The sequence below is a fragment of the Dietzia sp. Die43 genome (assembly GCF_024519835.1).
GTDB lineage: Bacteria > Actinomycetota > Actinomycetes > Mycobacteriales > Mycobacteriaceae > Dietzia > Dietzia kunjamensis.
This window is the reverse complement of record NZ_JALJRF010000006.1, coordinates 26616-48978: the sequence shown is the minus strand read 5'-3', so window position 1 is coordinate 48978 and position 22363 is coordinate 26616. Positions and strand designations below refer to the sequence as shown.

Here is a 22363-nt window from a genome sequence, read left to right as displayed (position 1 = left end):
TGACTGATGTGACGTATGGTACGTGTGTGACTGGGCCGGACCCGGTCGTGCCCAGCTCCCGGACGACAAGGTGACCTCATGTTCCAGCGACGCTCGCACCGCACCGCCCCCCGTTCCCGTTCCCTCGCCCTCGGCGGAGCCCTGGCCGCGCTCGCCGTGGTCGGCGGTGGCACCGTCGCCGCGGTGGGCGCGCCCGCCGCCGTCGACGCCGGCGACATCCAGCTGACCCAGAACGCGACCGGCCAGGCCGGTGCGCAGGAGCTCCCGCTCGGTACGGCGGTCAACCTCGACCTCGAGCCCGTGGTCGCCCAGGCCGCCGGCGGCACCATCCCGCCCGGGACGACGGTGCAGGTCACCGGCCTGCCCGACGGTCTGACCCAGAACGGCTGGGTCATCTCCGGCACGCCCACCCGCGCGGGCGAGTACGAGGTGCTCGTCACCGTCTCCAACTCGGGGATCTCGCAGTCGGAGAAGGTCGCCATCACCGTCACCGACGGCGCGGGTGCCCCGTCGGAGGACGAGGAGACGACGACGAGCCCGGCCACCACCAGCCCGGCCACCACCAGCCCGGCCACCACGGCCGAGACCACGACGACCGCCACGCAGTCCGACCCCACGCTCTCGGCGGTCCCCGGTGATCCGACCGCTGAGGACGACGCCCTCGCCGGCGATGAGGGTGACGGAACGGGCGCCGGCGACGGTGAGACGACCGGGGACGACGACGAGGTCGGCGCCACCCCGGATCTGTGCGCGGTCGTCGGGGACGGGCAGATGGACGGTGCCTCGCTGGCCCAGCTGCTGCCCCTGGTGACCGGTGGCGACGACGCCGAATCGGCCGGTCTCGTGATGGTTCTGCTCAACACGGTCGTCAACCTGCTCCCGTCCGTGCTCGGCGAGGGCGGGTCGGTCGAGAGCCTCGGCTCGGTGGGGCAGATCCTCTGCACGATCTCTCCGTCGCTGCTCGGCGGCCTGGCCGGTGGCGAGACCGCGACGGGCGGTGCGACGACCTCCGCGGGCGGCGACGCCACCACGGGCGGGGCGACCACCGGTGCCGCCGTCACGGACGCCGGCCCCGCCGCGCTGCTGGGTCTGCTCACGACCGGCGCGGGCAGCCTCGGGCAGTGACCCTCCCCGCGCCCCCGGGCAATGTCCCCACGGGGCGCGGGTCGGGGCGATAGAGTCCCCCTGTCGACCTCGGGCGGCCCGGAGGGGCGCAGTGGCTCGATTACGTCCGTCGCCGTCGAAGAGGGTCCATCACACATGTTCACCCGCAAGGTCGTCACCGCCTCCGCCGCCGCACTCACGCTGGTCGCCCTGTCCGTCCCCGTCGTCAACGCGCAGGACGACGACGCCCTCCCCGGTGAGACCGCGTCCGGCAGCATCTCGCTCGGCAGTCTCGAAGGGGGCGACCCCCACGCGTCCAGCCTCGCCGGAGGGTCCGGGGAGGCCTCCGACGACGCCACCGACGACGCCTCCGGCGCGGACGGAGCCGACGGTGAGGGTGCCAACGCGGGCTCCCTCGGTGGCGGTTCGCTGGGCAGTCTCGAGTCCGGCAGCCTCGACTCCGCCAGCGGGGACGACACGAGCGTCGGCGACCTGGTGCCCGAGACCGACGCGGCCTGCGAGTTGCCCGCCCTGGGCGGTTCGGTCGCCAAGTTCTCCCCGCTGCTGGGGATCGACGGCGTCCCCACCGGCGTCATGGATCTGATCACCTCGGCGCTGGATTCCTTCCCGAACCTGCTCGACATGGTCGCGGGGGAGGGGCGCGGGTCGGCGCTGGTCGGCGAGGCCGGCTCGCTCAGCGAGGGCCTGTGCACGCTGGTCTTCGGCGGCGAGATGGTCCCGCCGCCGGTCACGGTGATCGTCGACGGTGACGGCAATCCTGTCAGCACGGTCACCGGCACGGCCACCGCCAGCTCCACCACGTCCTCCCCGGCCACCACCACGACCTCCGTCGACGACGCTGGAACCGGAACTTCGATCTCCGCCTCCGACGACGCGAGCACCGACGGTGCGAACCGGGACGGTGTCGACTCGGACGACGCGGATGCCGGTGAGGCGGCGCTCGCGACCTCCGTCCCGGTCCCCGGCGCCTGACCCCGCCTCTCGGTCTCCTGCGGCCCGGCCCCGACACGGGGGCCGGGCCGCCGTGATTTTCCCGCGGTCGTCTCCCTGCGGCGCAGCTCATGCCGAAGCAATGAGCGCGGATCCACGTGCGCGAATATACCCGGGGGGTGTGTTACTGGTGTGGCTCATGAGAACTACGTGACTTATGTGACAGGAGTAGACAGTTGGTGTGTATGTGGTTAGAGTGGCACTCGTAATGGTCTGCCCTCCCGTTCCGCGGAGTGAGCGATCTGAACCCCTCCGGAAGGAACCAGCCGATGCGTGCTCGCCTCGCCCGTCCTCGTCGTATCGTCCGGGGTCGCCTTGCCGCCCCCGTCGCAGCCGCAGCAGCGGTCGCGCTCGTGGGCGGAATGGTCATCGCCGCTCCCGATGCGCCCACCGTCCGTGACGACATCCAGACCGTCGCCGTGGCCGCCCCCTCGTTCGACGCCGGGGCGGAGTTCTCCTTCAACGCAGGAGCGCTCGTCCAGGCCACTCAGTCGGCCGGGTTCGTCGTCGAAGACGTCACCGGGCTTCCGGAAGGGCTGGAGTACGACGGCAACGGTGGCATCTCGGGCACTGTGACCACTCCGGGCGTGTACACCATCCAGGTGACCGGGCGTGGTATCGGCGGAGTCGTCACGATTCCCGTCACCCTGACGATCAACAATGCCGACGGCTCCGCGCCGACCGGCGTCTCAGGTGAGGGAACGGCCGCCGTGGACGGCAGCCTCGGCGGCGAGGCGCAGGCCGGTGGCCAGATCACCACGGGCTCCGACGGAACGGACGCGATCCTCGGCGCCGTGGCGGGTATCGTCTCCTCGCTCGGTGGAGACGCCGGTTCCGTCTCCGAGCTCGCCGCCGGTTCGACCGGACAGGGCGGGGTCACCCCCGAGAGCCCGGACGCCCCGGATGCGCCGACCGGCCCGCTCGGCAGCGCGGCCAACGGTGAGCTCGGCCTCGGCAGCCTGTCGAACGGCGCGCCGGAGACCCCAGACGTGCCGGACACCGACGCCCCCGGCACCGAGACCCCGGTCAACGGCTCGCTCGGCACCCCGGGCTCCACCGCCACCGGGGAGGCGACCGGCGATGCCACCGGCGGCCTGGACACCCAGAGCCTGGGCCCGTTGGCCCCGCTCGGTTCCCTGATCGACTCGGGCGCCCAGACCGGCTCGACCACAAACGGCGACACCGAGACGACCGGCTCCACGCTCCCCGGCTCCACCACCCCAGGCGGAACCCAGACCGGCGCCGAGATCGTCACCGGAGGGGATCTGACCGGTGGCGGCGAGATCACCGTCCCGGGTTCCTCCTTCCCGGCGGACACCGGTTCCCTCGGGGCGCTGGCCCCCGGGCTGGCGCTGACGGGCGCCGCGCTCCTCGGCATCGCCGGGCTCAGCCTCGCGCTGGGCGGCGGCTCCTCGATCCCGGGCTCCACCGCGATCCTGCCTGCCCTTCCCGGTTCGACCACCACGGGCGGCACCACCACCGGCGGATCGAGCGACACCGGCAACGGTGGCTCCTCCGGGTCGGTCGCCCCGACCGTGGCCGCTGGTGCGCCGACTGTCGCCGCCGGCGCCCCGAACAGGGTCCAGGCCCCCGGGCCGACGGTCGCCAACGGTCGCGGCTGATCGACAGGCTCCCGGCGGCCGGGTAGGCCGCCGGTGACCACCTCCACCCCGGGGTCGTCTCACTTCGTGAGATGGCCCCGGGGTGTGGTGCATTCCTGGGTTACCGTGGGGCGGTCGCGATCTCGCGGCGGTAACCACCGAAAGGCGTATATGCGTATCTCCCGTCCTGTCGTCGCCTCCTCCCTCGCACTCGCCGCCATGGCCGCGGTCGGGGTCGCGTCCGGCCAGACGGAGGCGCCCGACCACGCGCCCCTGGTCGTCGAGGCCACCGACGTGGCACCCGCGGCCCTGCCGTCCCTGACGCTGCGCGTCGGCGAGTACATGGAGCGGCGGGTCAGCGACTACGTCACCCCGCCCCCCGGCGCCTCGATCCAGTTCCGAGGCCTGCCGCCCGGGCTGTCCTACGATCCGGCCACCACCGCGATCAGGGGCACCCCCACCGTCGCGGGCGTGTACGAGCCCGTGGCGACCGCCTTCATCTTCGGCGTCCCGGTACGCACCGAGACGACCACGGTCACCGTCACCGGCGGTGCGGGCGGGACCACCGGCGGTACCGGTGGCGGCGGCGCCCCGGCACCGCGTCCCGCCCCGGCCCCGGCTCCGGCGCCCGTGGCCGAGCCGGTGGCCCCTCCGGCGCCCGGCACGATCACCATCGCCGACATCGACACGCTGCCGGTGCCCGAGCAGGTCAAGGACGCCCTCCGCGGTGCCGCCCTGGCCCTCAACAACGGGATCCAGTCCGCCTGGAACGCCGTGCCCGAGGGCTCACTCGGCAAGTAGCCCACCCGGCATTCAGTACATCCGGCACTCAGTACATCCGGCAGGTAGTCCGCACGTACATCGACGGCGGCCGGTCCCCGAGGTGGGGGCCGGCCGCCGTCGTCTGTACCGCGCCGGGCGCGGGGGGCTCGTCGCCGGGCCTCCGCGGACCGCCGGGGTGAACGCGCACCGCCGTGTCACAGCGAGGCGATCACGAACCCGGCGCTGACCAGCACGCTCCACGCGAGCATTGCCATCCCGGCCATCGTCAGCGCGGGGATGAGTCCGGCACCCGTCGCCCGTGCGCGCACCGGCGCGTTGGCCTTCCACGCCACCGGCAACGACAGCAGCCCCAGCAGCGCCCAGGGCGTCGCCGGGATCAGTGCGAGCGTCGCCAACAGCGGCACCAGCAGTTCCAGGACCGCGTGCAGGCCGCGGGTCCGCGAGTCGCCCAGGCGCACGGCCAGCGTGATCTTGCCGGACTCGGCGTCCGAGGGGATGTCCCGCAGGTTGTTGGTGAGGTTCACCGCGCAGGAGAAGCTCCCCACCGCCACGGCCGCGACCACCGCGTACCAGGTGACCGACCCGAGCTGCGTGAACTGCGTACCGATCACGGCGACCAGGCCGAAGAACACGAACACCGCGACCTCGCCGAACCCGCGGTACCCGTACGGGGTCCTGCCGCCCGTGTAGAACCAGGCCGCCAGGATGCAGGCCACCCCGACCAGGATCAGCCACGGTGCCGACGTCGCACTGAGCACCAGCCCGGCGAGTCCGCCCAGTCCGAGGAACCCGAACGCGGCGCGCTTGACCGTCGCCGGCCGGGCCAGTCCCGAGCCCACCAGTCGCAGCGGGCCCACGCGGTCGTCGTCGGTGCCGCGGATGCCGTCCGAGTAGTCGTTGGCGTAGTTGACGCCCACGATGAACGACCACGCCACCACGAGCGCCAGGAGCGCCTGCCACCACACGAACCCGCCCGCGAGCGCCGCGGCCGCCGAGCCGACGAGCACCGGGGCGAACGCGTTGGGCCAGGTGCGGGGGCGGGCGCCCTCGAGCCAGTGGAAGAGCGTGGCGCCCCCGGGCTCGGTGAGGGCGGCGTCGGTGGCGGGAGTGGTCTCGCGGTGGGTGACGGGATCGGTCTCGCGGCTCATGCCCCGATTGTCCCATCGATGACGCCCGCCGCGACGCCGCGTCGGTCCACCTTGCCGCCCGGCAGCGTCGGCAACGCCTCCAGCACGGCGACGACCGCCGGCGCCGAATGCGCCCCCAGCGACGCGGCCACGTGGGCGCGCAGGGCGTCCGGGGACGCGGGGGAGCGGAGCGTGACCGCCGCGACGGGCCTGGTCCGGAGCCGGTCGTCCGGGATCCCGACGACGACGACGTCGACCACCGCGGGATGCGTGCGGAGCGCATCCTCCACGGTCTGCGGGAGGAGAGTGAGCCCACCGACGCTCAACGCCTCGTCGAGCCTGCCGAGGATCCGGAGCCTGCCCCCGGGGTCGAGCGTCCCGGCATCGTCGGTGCGGAACCATCCCGCCCGGGCGAACGCGGGGTGATCCGGTGCGTTCCTGTACCCCGACGCGAGCTGCGGGCCGGCCAGCCAGACGCGGCCCTCGTCGTCGTCGACCTCCACCGTCACCCCGGGGAGCGGGGCGCCGTCGTACACACATCCGCCCGCGGTCTCGCTCATGCCGTAGGTCCGGACCACCCGGATGCCGGCGTCGGCGGCGCGGGCGAGCAGCTCCGGCGCGGCCGCGGCCCCGCCGAGCAGGACCGCGTCGAGCTCGGCCAGTGCGGCGATGGCGTCGGGCAGGCCGTCGTCGAGGACCTTGGCCAGCTGGCCCGGGACGAACGAGGTGTAGGCGCGGTCCGCCACCGAGCTGTTGCCCCCGGCCGCGGACTCTCCCGTCCCGGCGCGGGAGCTGCTCCCCGCCCGGCATGCGGCCACCGCGTCGGGCAGGGACGCGGGGTCGAACCCGCGGGTCACGTCCATCACGACCGGCTCGTGCCCGGCGCGCAGCGACCGCAGGATCACCTGCAGCCCGGCGATGTGATGCGCGGGCAGCGCGAGCAGCCACCGGCCGGGCCCGCCGAGGGCGGTGTCGGTCGATTCGGCGGAGGTGGCGAGCGCGGCGGCGGAGAGCATCGCCCCCTTGGGCGTGCCCGTCGACCCGGACGTGCTCACCACCAGCGCGGTGCGGTCGTCGATCGGGTCACCGGGGCGCTGGCTGTCGACGAGGATCCGGGAGCGCACCGGGTCGTCGGCCGGCACCGGCAGCAGCGCCGGCCCGCGGTCGGCGAGCATCTGCGCCAGCGCAGGGAACACCTCGGCGACCGCCGCGCCGCCGGGGACGGGCAGGGTGCGCAGTTCTCGGGTGGCGGCCATGGCCGGTAGGCCCCCGACCGTCAGTAGTAGTACGGGTAGTCGTCCCAGTTGGGCTCGCGCTTCTCCAGGAACGCGTCGCGGCCCTCCACGGCCTCGTCGGTCATGTACGCCAGTCGCGTGGCCTCGCCGGCGAACACCTGCTGGCCCATGAGGCCGTCGTCGGTGAGGTTGAACGCGAACTTGAGCATCCGCTGCGCGGTGGGCGACTTGCCGTTGATCTGCCGCGCCCACTCGATGGCGGTGTTCTCCAGCTCGGCGTGGTCCACCACGCGGTTGACCGCGCCCATCTGGAACATCTCCTCGGCCGTGTACGCCTGGCCGAGGAAGAAGATTTCGCGCGCGAACTTCTGGCCCACCTGTTTGGCCAGGTAGGCACTGCCGTAGCCGGCGTCGAAGGACCCCACGTCGGCGTCGGTCTGCTTGAACCGGGCGTGCTCGCGGCTGGCCAAAGTCAGGTCGCTCACCACGTGGAGCGAGTGCCCGCCGCCGGCCGCCCACCCGTTGACCAGGCAGATCACGACCTTCGGCATGGTGCGGATGAGCCGCTGAACCTCGAGGATGTGCAGCCGTCCGCCCTCGGCCTTGACGCGCGCCTCGTCGACCTTGTCGGCCGTGGCGCCGGCGACGTCCGAGTCGTGCTCGGTCGAGTACTGGTAGCCCGAGCGGCCCCGGATCCGCTGGTCGCCGCCCGAGCAGAACGCCCACCCGCCGTCGCGAGTGCTGGGCCCGTTGCCGGTGAACAGGATGGTGCCGACGTCGGGGGAGCGGCGCGCGTGGTCGAAGACGCGGTACAGCTCGTCCACGGTGTGCGGGCGGAACGCGTTGCGCACGTCGGGGCGGTCGAACGCGATCCGCACGATCCCGTTGACACGGCCCTCGCCCACGTGGCGGTGGTAGGTCAGGTCGGTCAGGTCCTCCCCGTTCCGGAAGCCCTCGACCTCCCGCCACTGCGACGGGTCGAACGGGTTTCCGGTGGCCTGGTCCTGCGGTGCGCTGCTCTCGGTCATGGGTTCGACGTTAGCGTGGAGCCATGACATCCGTACCGGGCCCCGAGTCGATCGACGATCTGCTCGCCCGCGTGCACGTGGTGGCCCTGCCGATGAGGGTGCGGTTCCGCGGCGTCACCGAACGTGAGGTCGCGCTGATCGAGGGCCCCGCCGGGTGGGGCGAATTCGGTCCGTTCGGGGAGTACGACGATCTCGAGTCCGCCCACTGGCTGGCCTCCGCGCTGGAGATGGCGTGGCAGGGCCCGCCGCCGGCGCTGCGTTCCCGGGTCCCGGTCAACGCCACGGTCCCGGCGGTCGCGGCCGGGGACGTCGCGGCGATCCTCGACCGCTTCCCGGGCTGTATGACGGTCAAGGTCAAGGTGGCCGAGTCCGGGCAGCAGCTCGTCGACGACGTCGCCCGCGTCGCCGCCGTCCTCCAGGCCCGCCCCGGCGCGCGCGTCCGGGTGGACGCCAACGGGGCGTGGTCGGTCGCCGAGGCCGCCCACGCGATCCGGGTGCTGGACCAGGCGGTGCGTGCGGACGACGTCGCACGGGGCCCCGGCACCGGCCCGGTCTCACTGGACGGGCCGGGCCTGGAGTACGCCGAGCAGCCCTGCGCCACCGTCGAGGAGCTGGTGCAATTGCGGGAGCGCCTGGCCGCCGACGGGGTGCACGTGGACGTCGCCGCCGACGAGTCCATCCGCCGCGCCGAGGACCCGCTGCGGGTGGTGCGCGCGGGCGGCGCCGACCGGGCGGTGGTCAAGGTCGCGCCGCTGGGCGGGCCGCGGCGCCTGCTCGCGGTGGCCGCAGAGCTCGGGGTGCCGGTCACCGTGTCCAGCGCTCTCGACTCGGCGGTGGGGGTCGCCGCGGGTGTCGCCGCCGCAGCGGCGCTGCCCGGTGGTGCCGGGCGTGGCCGTCCCGGACCCGACGACGACAACGCGATCCCCGCCGCAGGTCTGGGCACCGGCGGGTTCTTCGTCGAGGACGTGGTCGAACCGGGCACGTTCGCCCTCGAGGACGGCTGTCTCCCGGTCCGCCCGGTGGCGCCGGACCCGGCGAGGCTGGAGGGTCTGCGCGTGGGCGGTGAGGTCCGCGACTGGTGGCTGGACCGGATCCGCCGCTGCTACGAACTCCTCTGAGCGGCCCCGCCGCAGCTGCCCCGCCGCTCCGCCACAGCCGCCCCGCCGCAGCCGCCCCGCCGGGGACGCCCAACGCGGACAACGGCAGGAGCACGACGCCAGATCCAGGAGCGGCTGGCGGGGGATTTCGACGCCGCGCCGGGCGCGAGACGCCAGGCCCGGAAGCGAGACGCCATGCCCGGGAGCGAGACGTCATCGGCGGGGGTGGGGGCGGGGGCGCCGGGCGCTGGCCCGAGGTCACGCTGCGCGGCCCGGGCCCCGTCCGAGGGAATTCTGGATCCTCATCGCCTCGCGGATGATGGGCACGATCCTGCCGCGCAGATAGTCCTCCCACTGCCAACGCCGGAAGATGTTGCCCAGTGCTTCGATGTTGTTCTGCCGCTTCTTCTCGTCGCGCAGCTTCTGGCGGACGGACCCCTCGCCGTCGTCGATCCCGTACTTCCCCGACCCGTCGGCCTCGCCGACGAGCCCCCATTCTTCCCAGTACATGTCTACGAAGGTCGAGGTCCCGTCCGGGAAGATGAACTCCCGCTGGAGTTGCGGCATCGGCAGACCGGCGCGGCTGATAGTGACCCTGCTGACCGATTCGAGGACAGACTGGGCGCCCGGATCGGCGAACGCCACCACCGCCCGGGCCCTCGCGATGCCGACCCTGCCGGCAGCTGCCTCGAGCTCGGACGCCAGGTCGCCCGAGCTGCACAGATTGCGACGCAACGCCTCGTCCGCCGCACACACCGCGCCGGTGAAGGGACTCGACCGCGCGACGTCGACGATCGTCCGCGCCGGGGTCGTCACCGGGATCCCGTCCACCTCGGTCACGACGTCGGCGAGATCGAGATTGTGGCAGATCGTGCTCTTCCTGCGCCTGCTCCCGCTCCCGGGGCGGTGCCTGGTGGTGGTGACCCGCAGGGTATCCATTCCGTGGACGGGGAGGCCGTGCAACACGAGGGCCGACGTGTGGGACATCGCAGTCCCCGGGCTGATGCTCCCCGCCGCGGCCCGCGAGCGCATCTCGAGGATTGCCTCGGCCTGGTCGGGGCCGGTGGGGACGTCCGATGCGAGCGCGTAGACGCCGTGGCGAACGCGGTGGAGCTGACCCGTTCGTTCGGCGTGTTCTCGTGCTCGGCGGCTGTACCCGCGCGCGAGGAGTTCGGCTGCGGACATGACGACTGGGCGGGAGTGATCGGTGCTCATGTCCAGGCAGTATTGCGCTGGGGGAGGCGGGGATCGCCGCAGCGGGGGCCGCTTCCGGCTCGGCCTGTGGAGACGGCCGGGGTTGTGGATTCCGGGGCACGGGCGGTCGTGTGCAGGCGCGTCGGAAAGAGTTCGACGACCTGCCGGCTGCTCGACGGACTGTCGTCTACTTGACCGGCTATGCACCGCCCGCGCCCGCCAGCCGCGTGCCACCATGGCGTCCCGCCCACACCGCGGTGCACGCGAGACGCCATGGTCAGGGGCGGCTGCAACAGGGGCGGCTGCAACAGGGGCAGCTGCGGCAGAGCTACTGCGACAGGGCTAGTGCGACTGGGGCGGGCGCCGCAAGGGCGGCCGACGCACGGGCTGCTGCTGGAGGCGCGGCCGGACGCGGGACCGGTCACCTCCGGGACCCACTCACCTCCTCGGCCGGGGCAGTTCGCGCGTGCGCGGGGCGTATCCCCACTGGTGGCGGCCCAACCGAGACGGCGGCAGCAGTGATCCGAAGTCGGGCAGACCGTCGTCGGCGAGCATCTCGTCGTCGATGGTCACGCTCACCACGCGTCCGAGCAGCATCGCGCTGGTGCCCAGGTCGATCACGTCATGGCGCACGCATTCGAACGCGATCGGCGCCTCGGCGACCCGTGGCGGCGCGACGACGTCCGAGGGGTCGGCGGTCAGCCCCTGCATCTCGAACTCGTCGACCTCAGGGCCGACGGGCGCCGAGGTGGCGTTCATGACCTCCATCAGCGACTCTGTGCCGATGTTGACCACGAACTCGCCCGTGTCCACGACGTTGCGATAGGTGTCCTTTCGCCCGATCGAGGTCACGGACAGGATCGCCGGGTCGGCGCAGGCGACGGTGAAGAACGAATACGGCGCGAGGTTGGGCACCCCGTCGGCGGAGATCGTCGACACCCACGCGATCGGGCGGGGTGTGATCGAGGCGGTGAGCAGGGCGTACATGCCCTTGGCCGGGGGATCATCCGGGGTGTGAACGATGCGCATCCGCCCATTGTGCCGCCGTCTGCGTTGCCGCTTCGGTCATAGCCCGGTGGGGCATGTCGACGCTGCTCTAGCGTGGGGACGAATCGACGGGTGCAAGAGTGAGCGGTCGGCGGCGAGCGGTCGGCGTTGACTGGTCGGCGAGCGAGAGGAGCCGGGGCTATGGCGGCGAACGACGGGATCCGGATCCCCCTGCGCGACCAGCTGTGGCTGCTCATGGACCGCCCGGACAACCTCATGTACATCAACTGTCTGGTGTGGTTCGCCGAGATCCCCGACTGGGACGAGGTCACCCGGGCCATCCAGACGCGGATGGTCGAGGCCCACCCGGTGTTCCACCGCACCCCGGTCCGCCGGGGCCGCCGCTGGTATTGGGTCGACGACCCCGACTACGACATCTCCAACCACCTCGTGCGCAGCAGGCTTCCCGAGCCGGGCGGTCGCGCCGAGGCCGAGGCCTACATCGCCGAGCAGATGGCGGTGCAGCTGCCGAAGGGGCAACCTCTGTGGCGGGCCGAGTACATCGAGGGCTACCACGGGCACGAGGGCGAGCAGGAGGGGGCGCTGATCCTGTTCCGCGTCCAGCACGGCGTCGTCGACGGGATCCGGCTCACCCAGCTCGTGCTGGGTCTGTGCGACCACGAGGACGACTCGTCCCTGCCCAGCGTCGGCCGGGATCTTTCGCCCTCCGGCGGCGGCATCCTCGGGGCGGTCACCGGGGCCGGTGCCGGGCTGGCCAAGGACTCGTGGGGGATCGCCCGTGGCGTGACCGGCGCCACAATCCGGTTCCCGCTGACGCTGGCCCGCCTGGCGCGGGACGTCGCGGCCCCCGGCCGGTCACTGACGCGGGTCCCGACGCGCGTCGTGGAGTCGTTGACGGACAACATCAACGCGGAGAACCGGACCGCCAACACCTACCGGGGCGTCTTCCGTCTGCTGTTCGAGCCGCGATCCCCCGAACTGTCCTGGAGCGGAAAGGCGCACGCGGAGAAGAAGGTCTCCTGGATCGCGGGGCTCGACCTGGCGGCGGTCAAGCGGGTGGCGAAGGTGCACGACACGACCGTCACCACCGTGATGCTGGCCGCCGTGTCCAAGGCGCTCACCGAGTACCTCGACACCCAGGGCGACCGGCGGGTCTCCGACATCAATCTCATGGTGCCGATGGCGGTCTCCCCGGTCGGTGACGAGTTGCCGGAGGAACTGGGTAACCACATCACGCTCATCCTCATGAGACTCCCGTTGTGGGTCGACGACACCGACGAGCTCCTCGAGGCGATCACCACGTCGATGACGCGGGTGCGCTATTCCCTCGAGCCGCACGTCAACTTCGCCACCATGCTCACCGTGGCCGTCACGCCCGGCCCGGTGGCGCACGCGGTGATCGACCTGTTCGCCAACAAGACCGTCGGCCAGCTGACCTCGGTGCCCGGGCCCGTCTCCACCGTCTCGCTGGCCGGCACGCCGGTGTCGGGGATGCTCGGGTGGGTGCCGATGAGCGGCGACCAGGCGTTGGGGATCTGCATCTTCAGCTACGACGGCACGGTCTCCGTGGGCATCGCCACCGACGCCGAGCTCATCCCCGAACCGGGAGCGGTCGCCGGGATGATCGAGGGCCAGTTCACCACGTTCGACGGCTGGTACGACGAGGACTGAGCCCGCCGCCGGCCACCGAGGGCCGGCCACCCCGCCGCCGGCCACCCCGGCGCCGGTCACCACTCCGCCCGTCACCACTGCGGGGCCGGCACCTCCGGGTGCGCGGCGAACCAGGCTCCGATGTAGGACATGTCGATGCCCTGGTCCTCGGCGATCAACTCGTACATCGTCCGGTTGTCGACCGCCTCACGCAGGATGTCGGCGTGCCCGGAGTGGCGGGCGATCTCGTTCAGCGCGTGCATCGCCGCCCAGCGTCCGTTGAACGCCGGCTGGCCGGGCGGGAACCACGGCATCTCGGCGGGTACCGGCACCGGGGCGTCGAGGTCGCAGGTCCGGAGGTTGTCGAGCGCGGCGGCGTGCCGCCGGTCGAATTCGGCGAGGATCTCCTCGGCGGTGGCGTCGGGGTCGACCCGGTTGACGGTCTCGGCCCAGGCGAACGCCTCCGGCAGTGACCGTCCCGTCGCGGGCGCGTCGGGTGCGGCGGCGGCGCGGGCCGTCCAGCTCTCGGCGACCTCGCCGATGTGCAGGATGAGCCAGCCCAGCGTCAGCTCGCTGGTGGGCACGGGGCGGACGCGCAGCTGGTCTCCGCTGAGGCCGTGGACGATCGACCGGGCGTTGACGAGCGCGGCGTCGATCCATTCGAGCAGGTTCTCCCGCTCGGTGTCGCGGGTGGTGGGGAACAGGGGCATGACGACTCCTCGATGGGTTCGGGTGGGGCAGGGCGGGTTCGGGTGGGCCAGGGCGGTTTCGGTCGGGTCAGCGGGTGTGGGCGTACAGGTCGCGGAGCAGGCACATCTCGGCGCCGTGGTGGATGACCTCACGGTTGATGTGCAGGACCAGGGCGGCCATGGAGTACTCGGCCCACGGGCCCTCGGCCTCGCCCACGGGGGCGGCCAGGGCCTCGGCGTCGAGCGCCCGCACGCCCTCCATCCAGCCCGCGTAGGTGCGATCGAGTTGGGCGAGTCCGCCCGCGGCGTCACCGGCGTAGGTGTGGGTCATGTAGTCGTGGGGCGGTCCGCCGAAGTGGGAGTGCCACCGGGCGCCGAGGACGCCGACGACGACGTGGCCGATCCGCCACGCGATGGTCGTCAGCGGGGTCGGCACCGGCTCCGGGAACTCGAAGTCGATGGTGTTCTCGCCCTCGCCGCCCTGCATGGGCGCGGTGCCGGTCCCACGGGGTCGGACGTCCCAGGTGCGCTCGTCGGCGGCGGGGGAGAAGTGGTATTCGTCGTCGGTCATGCCCTCCAGGCGAGGCCGCAGTTGGCCGTTCCAGTGGAAGTCGAGTTGGTCGACGAGCTGGGCTGTCCAGTCGATGGGGCGGGTCGTGGCGGTCACGGTGATCTCCTGACGGTGGTGGTGTCCGCCCAGCGTGTCAGCCCATCCGGACAGGATCGGTCCGCTGAGGGTGGGACACTGCTGGCATGACCGAGGACAGGATGCCCACCACCCAGCGCGTGCTGGGCCTGCTCGACCTGCTGCAGCGGCGATCGGTGTGGACGGGCGACGAGCTGGCGGCCGAGCTGGGGGTGACCACGCGGTCCATCCGCCGTGATGTCGACCGGCTCCGTGACCTGGGGTATCCGGTGGAATCTGAGCGGGGCGCGGGTGGCGGGTACAGGTTGGGCTCGGGCCGACGACTGCCGCCGCTGTTGCTCGACGACCGCGAGGCCGTGGCGGTGGCGATCGCCCTGCGGCTGGCCGCGGGCGGCGCGGTGGCGGGCGTCGGCGAACACGCGCTGCGCGCCCTGACCAAACTGGACCAGGTCATGCCCGGCCGGTTGCGCGAGCGGGTCGCCGACGTCACCGAGTCGATGGTCGCGGTCCCCGGCTCGGACACCCCGGTGGAGCCGGAGCTGCTCATCGACCTGGGCCACGCGGTCCGCGGCACCGAGCAGGTGCGACTGGAGTACCGCGACCGCGCGGGCCGCGACACCGAGCGTCGGGTGGAGCCGTACCGGATCGTCGTGCTGGGCCGGCGCTGGTACCTGCTGTCCTACGACCTCGACCGCGCGGACTGGCGCACCTTCCGCCTCGATCGCATCCGGGCCGTCCACCGCAGCCGCTGGCGCTTCACCCCCCGCCCCGACGTGCCCGATCCGGCCGCGCACGTGCAGCACGCGGTGACCGCGGCGCCGTACCAACACCTGGCCCGGGTGGTGGTGTTCGCACCCGCGGCGGAGGTGGTCGAGCAGTTCCCGCCCACCTACGGCACGGTCACCGAGCTGCGCGCCGAGGATCATCCGGACGGCCCGGCCTGCCGGCTGGAGACCGGGGCCGCCGACCTCGACGCGCTGGCCTGGTACCTCGCGCGGTTGCCGGGCACGTTCGCCGTGGAGTCGCCGGACGGGCTGCGGGAGCGGCTGGCGGGGTTGGCCGGGCGGCTCGCGCATGCGGCCGACCCGGGCACGTCCCCCGACTAGGCTGGGGGGCGATGAACCCCACCGTGAGCAACCCGAGCACCGCGCAGGCCCGTGTCCTCGTCGACGAGTTGGTCCGCCACGGGATCACCGACGTGGTCCTGTGCCCGGGATCGCGCAGCGCTCCGTTGGCCCTGGCGTTGGCCGCCGCCGAGCGGTCCGGCCGGCTCGCCCTGCACGTGCGGATCGACGAACGCGCCGCCGGGTTCACCGCGCTGGGGCTCGCGCTGGGGTCGAGGCGGCCGGTCCCCGTCGTCGTCACGTCCGGCACCGCGGTGGCCAACCTCCATCCGGCGATGGTGGAGGCGGCCCACTCAGGCGTGCCGATCCTCGCGCTCACGGCCAACCGGCCGCCCGAACTGCGCGGTACGGGTGCCAATCAGACCATCGACCAGGTGGGATTGTTCGGCCCGCACGCGCGCGCGGTCGTCGAGCTCGGGGCGGCCGGGGACCCCGAGTCCGAGCACCGGCACTGGCGCAGCGCGATCGGCCGGGCGATCCTCACCGCCACCGCGGCGGCCGACCCGGGTCCGGTGCAGGTCGACGTCGCGTTCCGCGAGCCGCTCGTGCCGGGCGAGGGCGACGAGGCCTTCACTCTCGGGGGAGACTCACCGGGGTACGACGACGACGAGGTCGGCGACGGCCCGGAGACCGGTCGTCTGCCGGAGGGGCGTGCGGACGGTCGTCCGTGGGTGCAGCGAGCGGGGGCGGGGGTCGACTCGGCGCCCGCCGATTCGGCCGTGGCGGTGGATCTCACGCGGCCCACGTTGGTCGTCTCGGGGGTCGGGGCGGCACCGGTCTCGGGGCTGGTGGCGGTGCCGACGGTGGCCGAGCCCGGCGCCCCGGTCCCGCTGCACCCGGTGCACCCGCTGGCGATCCCGGCGCTGCGGCCCGAGCAGGTGGTGGTCACCGGCCGGCCGACGCTGCACCGCGCCGTCACGCGGTTGCTGGCGGACCCGGACGTCGACCTCGTGATCCTCGACGCCGGCCCGCGCTCGCCCAACCCCACCGGTAGCGCCGCCGAGCTCGCCGACTCCGTCCTCACCGGGTGGGGCGTGGACCCCGAATGGACCGAGACCACGGCCCGCGCCGACGCCCACGCCCGCGCCGCCGTGGACCGGCTGCTGGACCGGCATCTCGAGACCGGCGCGCCGACGGGACTGCACGTGGCGCGTGCCGTGGCCCGCGGCGTCCGGGCCGGGGACAACCTCGTGGTGGGTGCCTCCAATGCCGTGCGGGACCTGTCGTTCGTGGGCCCGCTCGACCCGGACGTGGCGATGTACGCCAACCGCGGGGCGTCGGGGATCGACGGCACGGTCTCCACCGCGATCGGGGTCGCGTTGTCGGCGCCGGGGCGGACCGTCGCGTTGCTGGGCGACCTGACCTTCCTGCACGACGTGTCCGGCCTGCTGCTCGGGCCGCGGGAGCGCCACCCCGACGACCTGACGATCGTCGTGGCCGACGACGACGGTGGTGGCATCTTCTCCTTGCTCGAACAGGGGGACCCCCGCCTGGCCGCCGACTTCGAGCGCGTCTTCGGCACCCCGCACGGCGCCGACCTGGGCGCCCTGTGCGCGGGCGCCGGGGTGCCCTTCACCGACACCGACCCGGCCGGACTCGAGGCCCTGCTCGCGCAGCCCGCGTTCCCGAACGGGCACCGCGACATCGTGCCCGAGGGTCTGCGGGTGGTGCGCGTCGCGACCGACCGGCAGGGATTGCGCGACCTCCACGCGGCCCTGCGCTCGGAAGCCGTGGCGGACGGGTGACCGCGACGGCCCCGGTCTCGGCCCGGCAGATCCGTCGCGCTCGCCGTATCCGGTGGGGCGTGCGGGTGGTGGCCGTGACCGCGGGAGTGTTCTCACTGCTCACAGCCGTGCTCCTCGTGCTGGCGTGCTTCATCAACGACCAGCGGATCGACCGGGACATGGGCAGCGCCACCGCCTTCGTCACCGAGGTCACCGATCGGCGGGCCGCCGTGGAGTTCGACGCCGGCGGCGGCCGGACCGTCCGACCGGTGACCGGCGTGTTCTACCCGACCGGGCTCGTCGAGGGGCAGCGGGTGCAGGTCGAGTTCCGGCGCGCGAACCCCGATCTGGTGCGGGTCTCGGGACGCAGCTGGACCGTCGCCGTCGTGCCCGCCCTGTCCGTGCCCGCGGTGGTCGTCCCGTTGGCGGCGCTCGCCTACGCCGCCGCGTCACCGAGGGTTCACCGGGCGGCACCACGAATTCGACGCACCGTTTCTCGCTGATCACCGGCCCGTGTCCCGGCCCGGCGACAGTGGGGTCGTGCGCGTAGCCATCGTCACCGAATCGTTCCTGCCGAACGTCAACGGCGTCACCAACTCCGTCCTGCGCGTGCTGGAGTACGCGCGTCGGCACGGGCACGACTGTCTGGTGGTGGCCCCCTCCGGACAGGTCGGCTTCTGGCAGGGCGCCGCCGGTGCCGTCCGGGCGCACCCGCTGGTCAGCGCGGTTGCACCACTGCTCGGCGGGCCCGGGGCGGACGCGAGCGGCCCCGACCACCACCTGGGCTATCCCGTCCACCGGGTCACCGCGGTGAGGGTGCCGGTGGTGTCCTCCCTGCCGGTCGGCGCACCCAGCCCGAGCGTGTTCGGCGCCCTGCGCGACTTCGGCCCCGACGTGGTGCACCTGGCGTCGCCGTTCGTGCTCGGTGCCGCCGGTGCCGCCGCGGCCCGCGCCCTGGACGTGCCCGCGGTGGCCGTCTACCAGACCGACGTGGCCGGGTTCGCCGACGCCTACGGGATCGGTGTCGTCGCCGATGCGGCCTGGACCTGGACCCGGGCCATCCACGCGAGCTGCGACCGCACCCTCGCCCCGTCGACCGCCGCGATGGAGGATCTCGCGGCCCACGGCATCCCGCGCCTGTACCGGTGGGGGCGGGGCGTCGACACCGAGCGCTTCTCGCCCTCCCGGCGCAGTGCGGCCCTGCACGCGCTGTGGTCCCCGCAGGGGCGGCCCGTCGTGGGATTCGTCGGCAGGCTCGCCCCGGAGAAGCACGTCGAGCGCCTTCAGTCGCTGGCCGACCGGTCGGGCCCGGGGGGAGACCTCCACCTCGTCGTCGTCGGAGACGGCCCCGACCGCCCCGCACTCCAGGCCGCCATGCCCCACGCGATCTTCACCGGCGAACTCCACGGCGACCAGCTCGGGCAGGCCTACGCCACGATGGACGTGTTCTGCCACCCCGGTGAGTTCGAGACGTTCTGCCAGTCCATCCAGGAGGCGCAGGCGTCCGGCGTGCCCGTCGTCGGCCCGGACCAGGGCGGGCCCCGCGACCTCGTGCAGACCGGGGTCAACGGCGTCCTGCTCGACCCGCGCCGGTACGCCGCCGAGGTGTCGCCGGCCGTGGACGCGGTGCTCGCCGACCACGAGCGACTGGCCGCCGGCGCCCGCGCCACCGTCCTCGGTCGCACCTGGGACGCGATCTGCGCCCAACTCTTCGACCACTACGCGGCGGCGGGCGCCCGGTCCGATTCGGGCAGGGTCGGCGTGGGCAGGGGTGGCATGGGCAGGGTCGGCGTGGGCAGGGGTGGCGCGCGCACGATCGGGGTCGACCGGACCAACGCGCGTGGTGTGGGCGGGAGCCGAGCCCCACGTGTGGTGGCCTGATCGGCCACGCGCGCCGGGGGCGGGTAGCGTCGACGGCGTGTCCCGCGCCAATCTCGACAAGCAGCCCCGCGACGTCGCGTCGATGTTCGACGGTGTCGCCAAGCGCTACGACCTGACCAACACCGTCCTCTCCGGGGGCATGGACCGCGTGTGGCGGCGGCGGGCCCGCTCGCTGCTCGCGCCGCGCCCCGGGGAGCGGATCCTCGACCTGGCCGCCGGCACCGCCGTGTCGACCGTCGAGCTCGCCAAGTCCGGCGCGTGGTGCGTGGCCGCGGACTTCTCGCTGGGGATGCTGCGGGCGGGCTCCGGCCGGGACGTGCCCAAGGTCGCGGGCGACGCCATGAAGCTGCCGTTCGCCGACGACTCCTTCGACGCCGCCACCATCAGCTTCGGGCTGCGCAACGTGCAGGACACCGCTGCCGGACTGCGGGAGATGGCCCGCGTCGTCAGGCCCGGAGGGCGACTGGCCGTGGTGGAGTTCTCCACGCCCGTGTTCCCGCCCTTCCGCGCGCTGTACATGAACTACCTCATGCGGGCGCTGCCGAAGATCGCCACCAGCGTCTCGTCCAACCCGGACGCGTACGTCTACCTCGCCGAGTCCATCCGCGACTGGCCGGACCAGCAGGCACTGCTCGAGATCATCGAGGCCAGCGGCTGGGAGCGCTGCAGCGTCACCAACCTCACCGGCGGCATCGCGGCGATCCACCTGGCGCGCCGCCCCGCCTGACCCCGGCGCGGCCTGACCCGACCGCCGCCGCGCCCGCACCCGCCGCCGAGGCGGAGGCCCGGGGCCAGCTCAGTCCGCGAAGAGGGGCCGGCGGTCCAGCCTGCGGGCAATCGACCCCGCCGCCCGCCAGCCGCGGGCCACCACATCGCGGTCCGAATCGGCGACCGTGTTGGACATGCACCGCACCGCCGCGGTCATCAGCGCCTGCGAGCGCATCCCGACCGGTCCCGCCAGCGGCAGGAACTTCGGATAGGTGAGCAGGCGGGCGGCGTCCCGCGCGATCGCGAACGACTCGCCGTACGTCTCCCGCAGCACCTGAGGCCACGCGTGCGTGAGGGCGTTCGCGGATGCGCCTGCGCCCCGGCCGGCGCGGGAGCCCGCCGTGCCGCCGCCGGAACCCGCAGCGCCGCGGCCCGCCCTGCCGACGCCGTGGCCCGCCACGATCAGCTCGGCGAGCAGGCGGCCGCCCTCGAGCGCGTAGTCGATCCCCTCACCGTTGAGCGGGTTCACGCACGCCGCGGCGTCGCCGACCGCCGCCCAGTTGGGACCGGCGACCGTCGAGACCGCCCCGCCCATCGGTAACAACGCGGACGTCACCGCCCTCGGCTCGCCGGCCAGGCCCCATTCGCCACGGACGCTACGGGCGTAGTGCTGCAGCAGCTCCTTGACCGCGACGTTCGCCGGCCGCACCGAGGTCGCCAGCGCACCCACCCCGAGGTTGACCTCGCCGTCACCCAGCGGGAACACCCAGCCGTAGCCGGGCTGGATGGCGCCCGCCTCGTCGCGGAGCTCGAGATCGGAGCCGATCCACGGATGATCATGACGCCCGGACCGGACATAGGATCGCGCCGCCACGGCATACACCGTGTCGCGATGCCAGGTCCGGCCGAGCAGTCGGCCCACCGGCGACCGCACGCCATCGGCCACCACGAGGGTTCGGCACTCCACGCGACCGCCCTCGGTCCGGACAGCGGTCACCTCGCCGTCGTCGCCCCTCTCCACGCCGGTCACGCGCACGCCGTCATGCACCACGGCGCCCGCCTCCACGGCCGCCTGCCGTAGCCGGTCATCGAACACCGTCCGCCGCACCGCCGACCCCGTCCCACCGTGCTCACCGGCCGGCCACGGCACCCGGCGGGAGTGGCCGAAGCCCCGCAACTCGAGCCCACGGATGGTGATCCGATCCCGTGCCCACCCGCCGAGACCCAGCCGGTCGACCTCCAGCATCGCCCGCGGCGTGAGCCCGTCGCCGCAGGTCTTGTCGCGCGGGAACCGTGCCGCGTCGAGCACCGTGACCTCGCGACCGGCACGCGCCAACCACGTCGCGGTCGCCGAACCGGCGGGGCCGCAACCCACCACGAGGACGTCCGTCGACGCGGGAAGACCCATACCTGACTCCATGCGCTCCATGGTGGCAGGTCGGCGGGTGCGGCGGTCGCCGGGACCTCGGGCGGGGTGGGGTGCCACTGCCCGCGACGCGGGACCGTAGTCTGTCGGGAAGGGCGGGCCACGCCGACCCTTCACCAGGCGACGAGGACGAGTGGGGATGTCGAGCGATTCAGTGACCGGCACCGCGGAGACGGCGACCGACCACACGGTGGCGGGCGTGGACGTCGGCGACGCCGACCTCGCAGCCGACCTGCGCGAACGGCTCGACGAGGTCGAGAAGCTGCTCGTCAGCCGACTCCAGACCGGCGAGGACTTCCTCTCCGAGGTCGCACTGCACCTCGTCACCGCCGGCGGCAAGCGGTTCCGGCCCGTCGTCACCCTTCTCTCGGGCTCGCTGGGCCCCGCGCCCGACCGCGAGCGGCTCGTCAAGGCCGCCGTGGTGTGCGAGATGATCCACCTGGCCACGCTGTACCACGACGACGTCATGGACGAGGCCGCCATGCGCCGCGGTGTCGAGTCGGCCAACAGCCGCTGGGACAACTCCACCGCGATCCTCGCCGGCGACTTCCTCTTCGCCCACTCCTCGATGCTCCTGGCCGACCTCGGACCCGAGGCCGTGCAGCTCATCGCCCAGACGTTCGCCGAGCTGGTCACCGGGCAGATGCGCGAGACCGTCGGCCCGGGCGTCGGCGGTCGTGAGGAGGGTGCCGCCGAGCACTACCTGCGGGTGATCTGGGAGAAGACCGGCTCGCTCATCGCCGCGGCCGCCCAGTTCGGCGGCGAGTACTCGGGGGCGACCGCCGAGCAGATCGGCAGCCTGCGCCGCCTCGGTGACGCCGTGGGGATCGCGTTCCAGATCGCCGACGACATCATCGACATCGCCTCGCCGTCCACCGAGTCGGGCAAGACGCCCGGTACGGACTTGCGCGAGGGCGTCCACACCCTGCCGATGATCTACGCCATGGAGGCCGGCTCCTCGGACAGTGCACGCCTGCGCGAGCTGCTCGCCGAGCCGCTCACCGATGACGCGGAGGTGGCGGAAGCCCTCGAGTTGCTGCGCGCGTCCGACGGTATGCGGCGCGCGCGGGCCACGCTCGAGAAGTACGTCGATGACGCCATGACCGAGCTCGACGTCCTGCCCGCCGGCCCGGCGAACGAGGCGCTGCGTCGGCTCGTGCGTTTCACCGTCGACCGCGTCGGCTGACCTTCCCCCAACGACCCGGCAGCCGCACGGGCGCCTGTGTGGCCCGACGACAGTCGCACGCGCGCCTGCCCGCCCCGACAACAGCCGCACGCGACCATGGCGTCTCGCGCACGCTTCGGTGCAGGCGAGACGCCATCGCGG

General features: G+C 73.3%; 20 protein-coding genes. 12 read left to right on the top strand and 8 right to left on the bottom strand.

Translation table 11 applies throughout. The features are described from left to right. Positions 1 to 78 precede the first annotated feature (78 nt). The 4 genes from NR111_RS06475 to NR111_RS06460 all read left to right on the top strand — a co-directional run bounded on the left by NR111_RS06475 (position 79) and on the right by NR111_RS06460 (position 4517). The gene (locus NR111_RS06475) at positions 79 to 1125 is read left to right on the top strand and encodes a hypothetical protein (RefSeq protein WP_256820313.1); all 1047 of its coding nucleotides are present in this window, start codon (positions 79 to 81) and stop codon (positions 1123 to 1125) included. Between the two features lie 135 nt (positions 1126 to 1260). Continuing rightward, positions 1261 to 2097 (top strand): hypothetical protein, encoded by an 837-nt coding sequence (locus tag NR111_RS06470; protein WP_256820312.1) that lies wholly within the window; start codon positions 1261 to 1263, stop codon positions 2095 to 2097. A gap of 287 nt (positions 2098 to 2384) precedes the next feature. After that, positions 2385 to 3737: a hypothetical protein gene (locus tag NR111_RS06465; protein WP_206474825.1), complete on the top strand. Its 1353-nt coding sequence runs from the start codon at positions 2385 to 2387 to the stop codon at positions 3735 to 3737. Between the two features lie 150 nt (positions 3738 to 3887). Beyond that, positions 3888 to 4517: a hypothetical protein gene (locus tag NR111_RS06460; RefSeq protein ID WP_206474826.1), complete on the top strand. Its 630-nt coding sequence runs from the start codon at positions 3888 to 3890 to the stop codon at positions 4515 to 4517. A gap of 176 nt (positions 4518 to 4693) precedes the next feature. Here the strand turns inward: NR111_RS06460 and NR111_RS06455 are convergent, their stop codons facing one another. The 3 genes from NR111_RS06455 to NR111_RS06445 are packed head-to-tail and all read right to left on the bottom strand — an operon-like array spanning position 4694 to position 7889. Continuing rightward, on the bottom strand, positions 4694 to 5647 hold the full coding sequence (locus tag NR111_RS06455; RefSeq protein ID WP_256820311.1) for a 1,4-dihydroxy-2-naphthoate polyprenyltransferase: 954 nt from the start codon (positions 5645 to 5647) through the stop codon (positions 4694 to 4696). Next, complete coding sequence (menE, locus tag NR111_RS06450; RefSeq protein ID WP_256820310.1) at positions 5644 to 6882, bottom strand: o-succinylbenzoate--CoA ligase; 1239 nt, start codon at positions 6880 to 6882, stop codon at positions 5644 to 5646. The genes NR111_RS06455 and menE overlap by 4 nt, the downstream gene beginning before the upstream one ends. 20 nt (positions 6883 to 6902) lie before the next feature. After that, positions 6903 to 7889 carry a 1,4-dihydroxy-2-naphthoyl-CoA synthase gene (locus NR111_RS06445; RefSeq protein WP_256820309.1) on the bottom strand — a complete coding sequence of 329 codons (987 nt, stop codon included), beginning with the start codon at positions 7887 to 7889 and terminating at the stop codon, positions 6903 to 6905. Between the two features lie 23 nt (positions 7890 to 7912). Between NR111_RS06445 and NR111_RS06440 the strand changes: the two genes are divergently transcribed. Beyond that, on the top strand, positions 7913 to 9007 hold the full coding sequence (locus NR111_RS06440) for an o-succinylbenzoate synthase (RefSeq protein ID WP_256820308.1): 1095 nt from the start codon (positions 7913 to 7915) through the stop codon (positions 9005 to 9007). A gap of 237 nt (positions 9008 to 9244) precedes the next feature. Here the strand turns inward: NR111_RS06440 and NR111_RS06435 are convergent, their stop codons facing one another. Beyond that, on the bottom strand, positions 9245 to 10201 hold the full coding sequence (locus tag NR111_RS06435; protein ID WP_256820307.1) for a type IV toxin-antitoxin system AbiEi family antitoxin: 957 nt from the start codon (positions 10199 to 10201) through the stop codon (positions 9245 to 9247). A gap of 417 nt (positions 10202 to 10618) precedes the next feature. Then, positions 10619 to 11209, bottom strand: coding sequence for a flavin reductase family protein (locus NR111_RS06430; RefSeq protein ID WP_256820306.1), 591 nt, complete (start codon positions 11207 to 11209; stop codon positions 10619 to 10621). 159 nt (positions 11210 to 11368) lie between these two features. Between NR111_RS06430 and NR111_RS06425 the strand changes: the two genes are divergently transcribed. Then, positions 11369 to 12859 (top strand): WS/DGAT domain-containing protein, encoded by a 1491-nt coding sequence (locus NR111_RS06425; protein WP_256820305.1) that lies wholly within the window; start codon positions 11369 to 11371, stop codon positions 12857 to 12859. A 71-nt stretch (positions 12860 to 12930) separates the two neighbouring features. Here the strand turns inward: NR111_RS06425 and NR111_RS06420 are convergent, their stop codons facing one another. Both NR111_RS06420 and NR111_RS06415 read right to left on the bottom strand, forming a co-directional pair. Further along, positions 12931 to 13548, bottom strand: coding sequence for a DUF664 domain-containing protein (locus tag NR111_RS06420; protein ID WP_256820304.1), 618 nt, complete (start codon positions 13546 to 13548; stop codon positions 12931 to 12933). A 67-nt stretch (positions 13549 to 13615) separates the two neighbouring features. After that, entirely contained in the window at positions 13616 to 14173 is a 558-nt protein-coding gene (locus tag NR111_RS06415; protein WP_256820429.1) for a DinB family protein, read from the bottom strand. A gap of 107 nt (positions 14174 to 14280) precedes the next feature. On the opposite strand from NR111_RS06415, the gene NR111_RS06410 reads away from it, so the two are divergent. Genes NR111_RS06410 through NR111_RS06390 form a run of 5 tightly spaced genes read left to right on the top strand, consistent with a single transcriptional unit; the run spans position 14281 to position 19629 of the window. After that, a complete protein-coding gene (locus NR111_RS06410) occupies positions 14281 to 15279 on the top strand; it encodes a YafY family protein (protein ID WP_256820303.1) in 999 nt (332 codons plus the stop codon). Between the two features lie 11 nt (positions 15280 to 15290). Then, positions 15291 to 17042 carry a 2-succinyl-5-enolpyruvyl-6-hydroxy-3-cyclohexene-1-carboxylic-acid synthase gene (menD, locus tag NR111_RS06405; protein WP_256820302.1) on the top strand — a complete coding sequence of 584 codons (1752 nt, stop codon included), beginning with the start codon at positions 15291 to 15293 and terminating at the stop codon, positions 17040 to 17042. Further along, positions 17039 to 17524: a DUF3592 domain-containing protein gene (locus NR111_RS06400; protein ID WP_082923939.1), complete on the top strand. Its 486-nt coding sequence runs from the start codon at positions 17039 to 17041 to the stop codon at positions 17522 to 17524. The genes menD and NR111_RS06400 overlap by 4 nt, the downstream gene beginning before the upstream one ends. 37 nt (positions 17525 to 17561) lie before the next feature. Beyond that, the gene (locus tag NR111_RS06395; RefSeq protein ID WP_374210695.1) at positions 17562 to 18902 is read left to right on the top strand and encodes a glycosyltransferase family 4 protein; all 1341 of its coding nucleotides are present in this window, start codon (positions 17562 to 17564) and stop codon (positions 18900 to 18902) included. A 37-nt stretch (positions 18903 to 18939) separates the two neighbouring features. Further along, the gene (locus NR111_RS06390) at positions 18940 to 19629 is read left to right on the top strand and encodes a demethylmenaquinone methyltransferase (RefSeq protein WP_256820301.1); all 690 of its coding nucleotides are present in this window, start codon (positions 18940 to 18942) and stop codon (positions 19627 to 19629) included. 69 nt (positions 19630 to 19698) lie between these two features. Here NR111_RS06390 and NR111_RS06385 read toward each other — a convergent pair whose 3' ends face one another. After that, on the bottom strand, positions 19699 to 21018 hold the full coding sequence (locus NR111_RS06385; RefSeq protein WP_256820300.1) for a geranylgeranyl reductase family protein: 1320 nt from the start codon (positions 21016 to 21018) through the stop codon (positions 19699 to 19701). A gap of 157 nt (positions 21019 to 21175) precedes the next feature. On the opposite strand from NR111_RS06385, the gene NR111_RS06380 reads away from it, so the two are divergent. Further along, complete coding sequence (locus NR111_RS06380; RefSeq protein WP_256820299.1) at positions 21176 to 22222, top strand: polyprenyl synthetase family protein; 1047 nt, start codon at positions 21176 to 21178, stop codon at positions 22220 to 22222. The last annotated feature ends 141 nt before the right edge of the window (positions 22223 to 22363 follow it).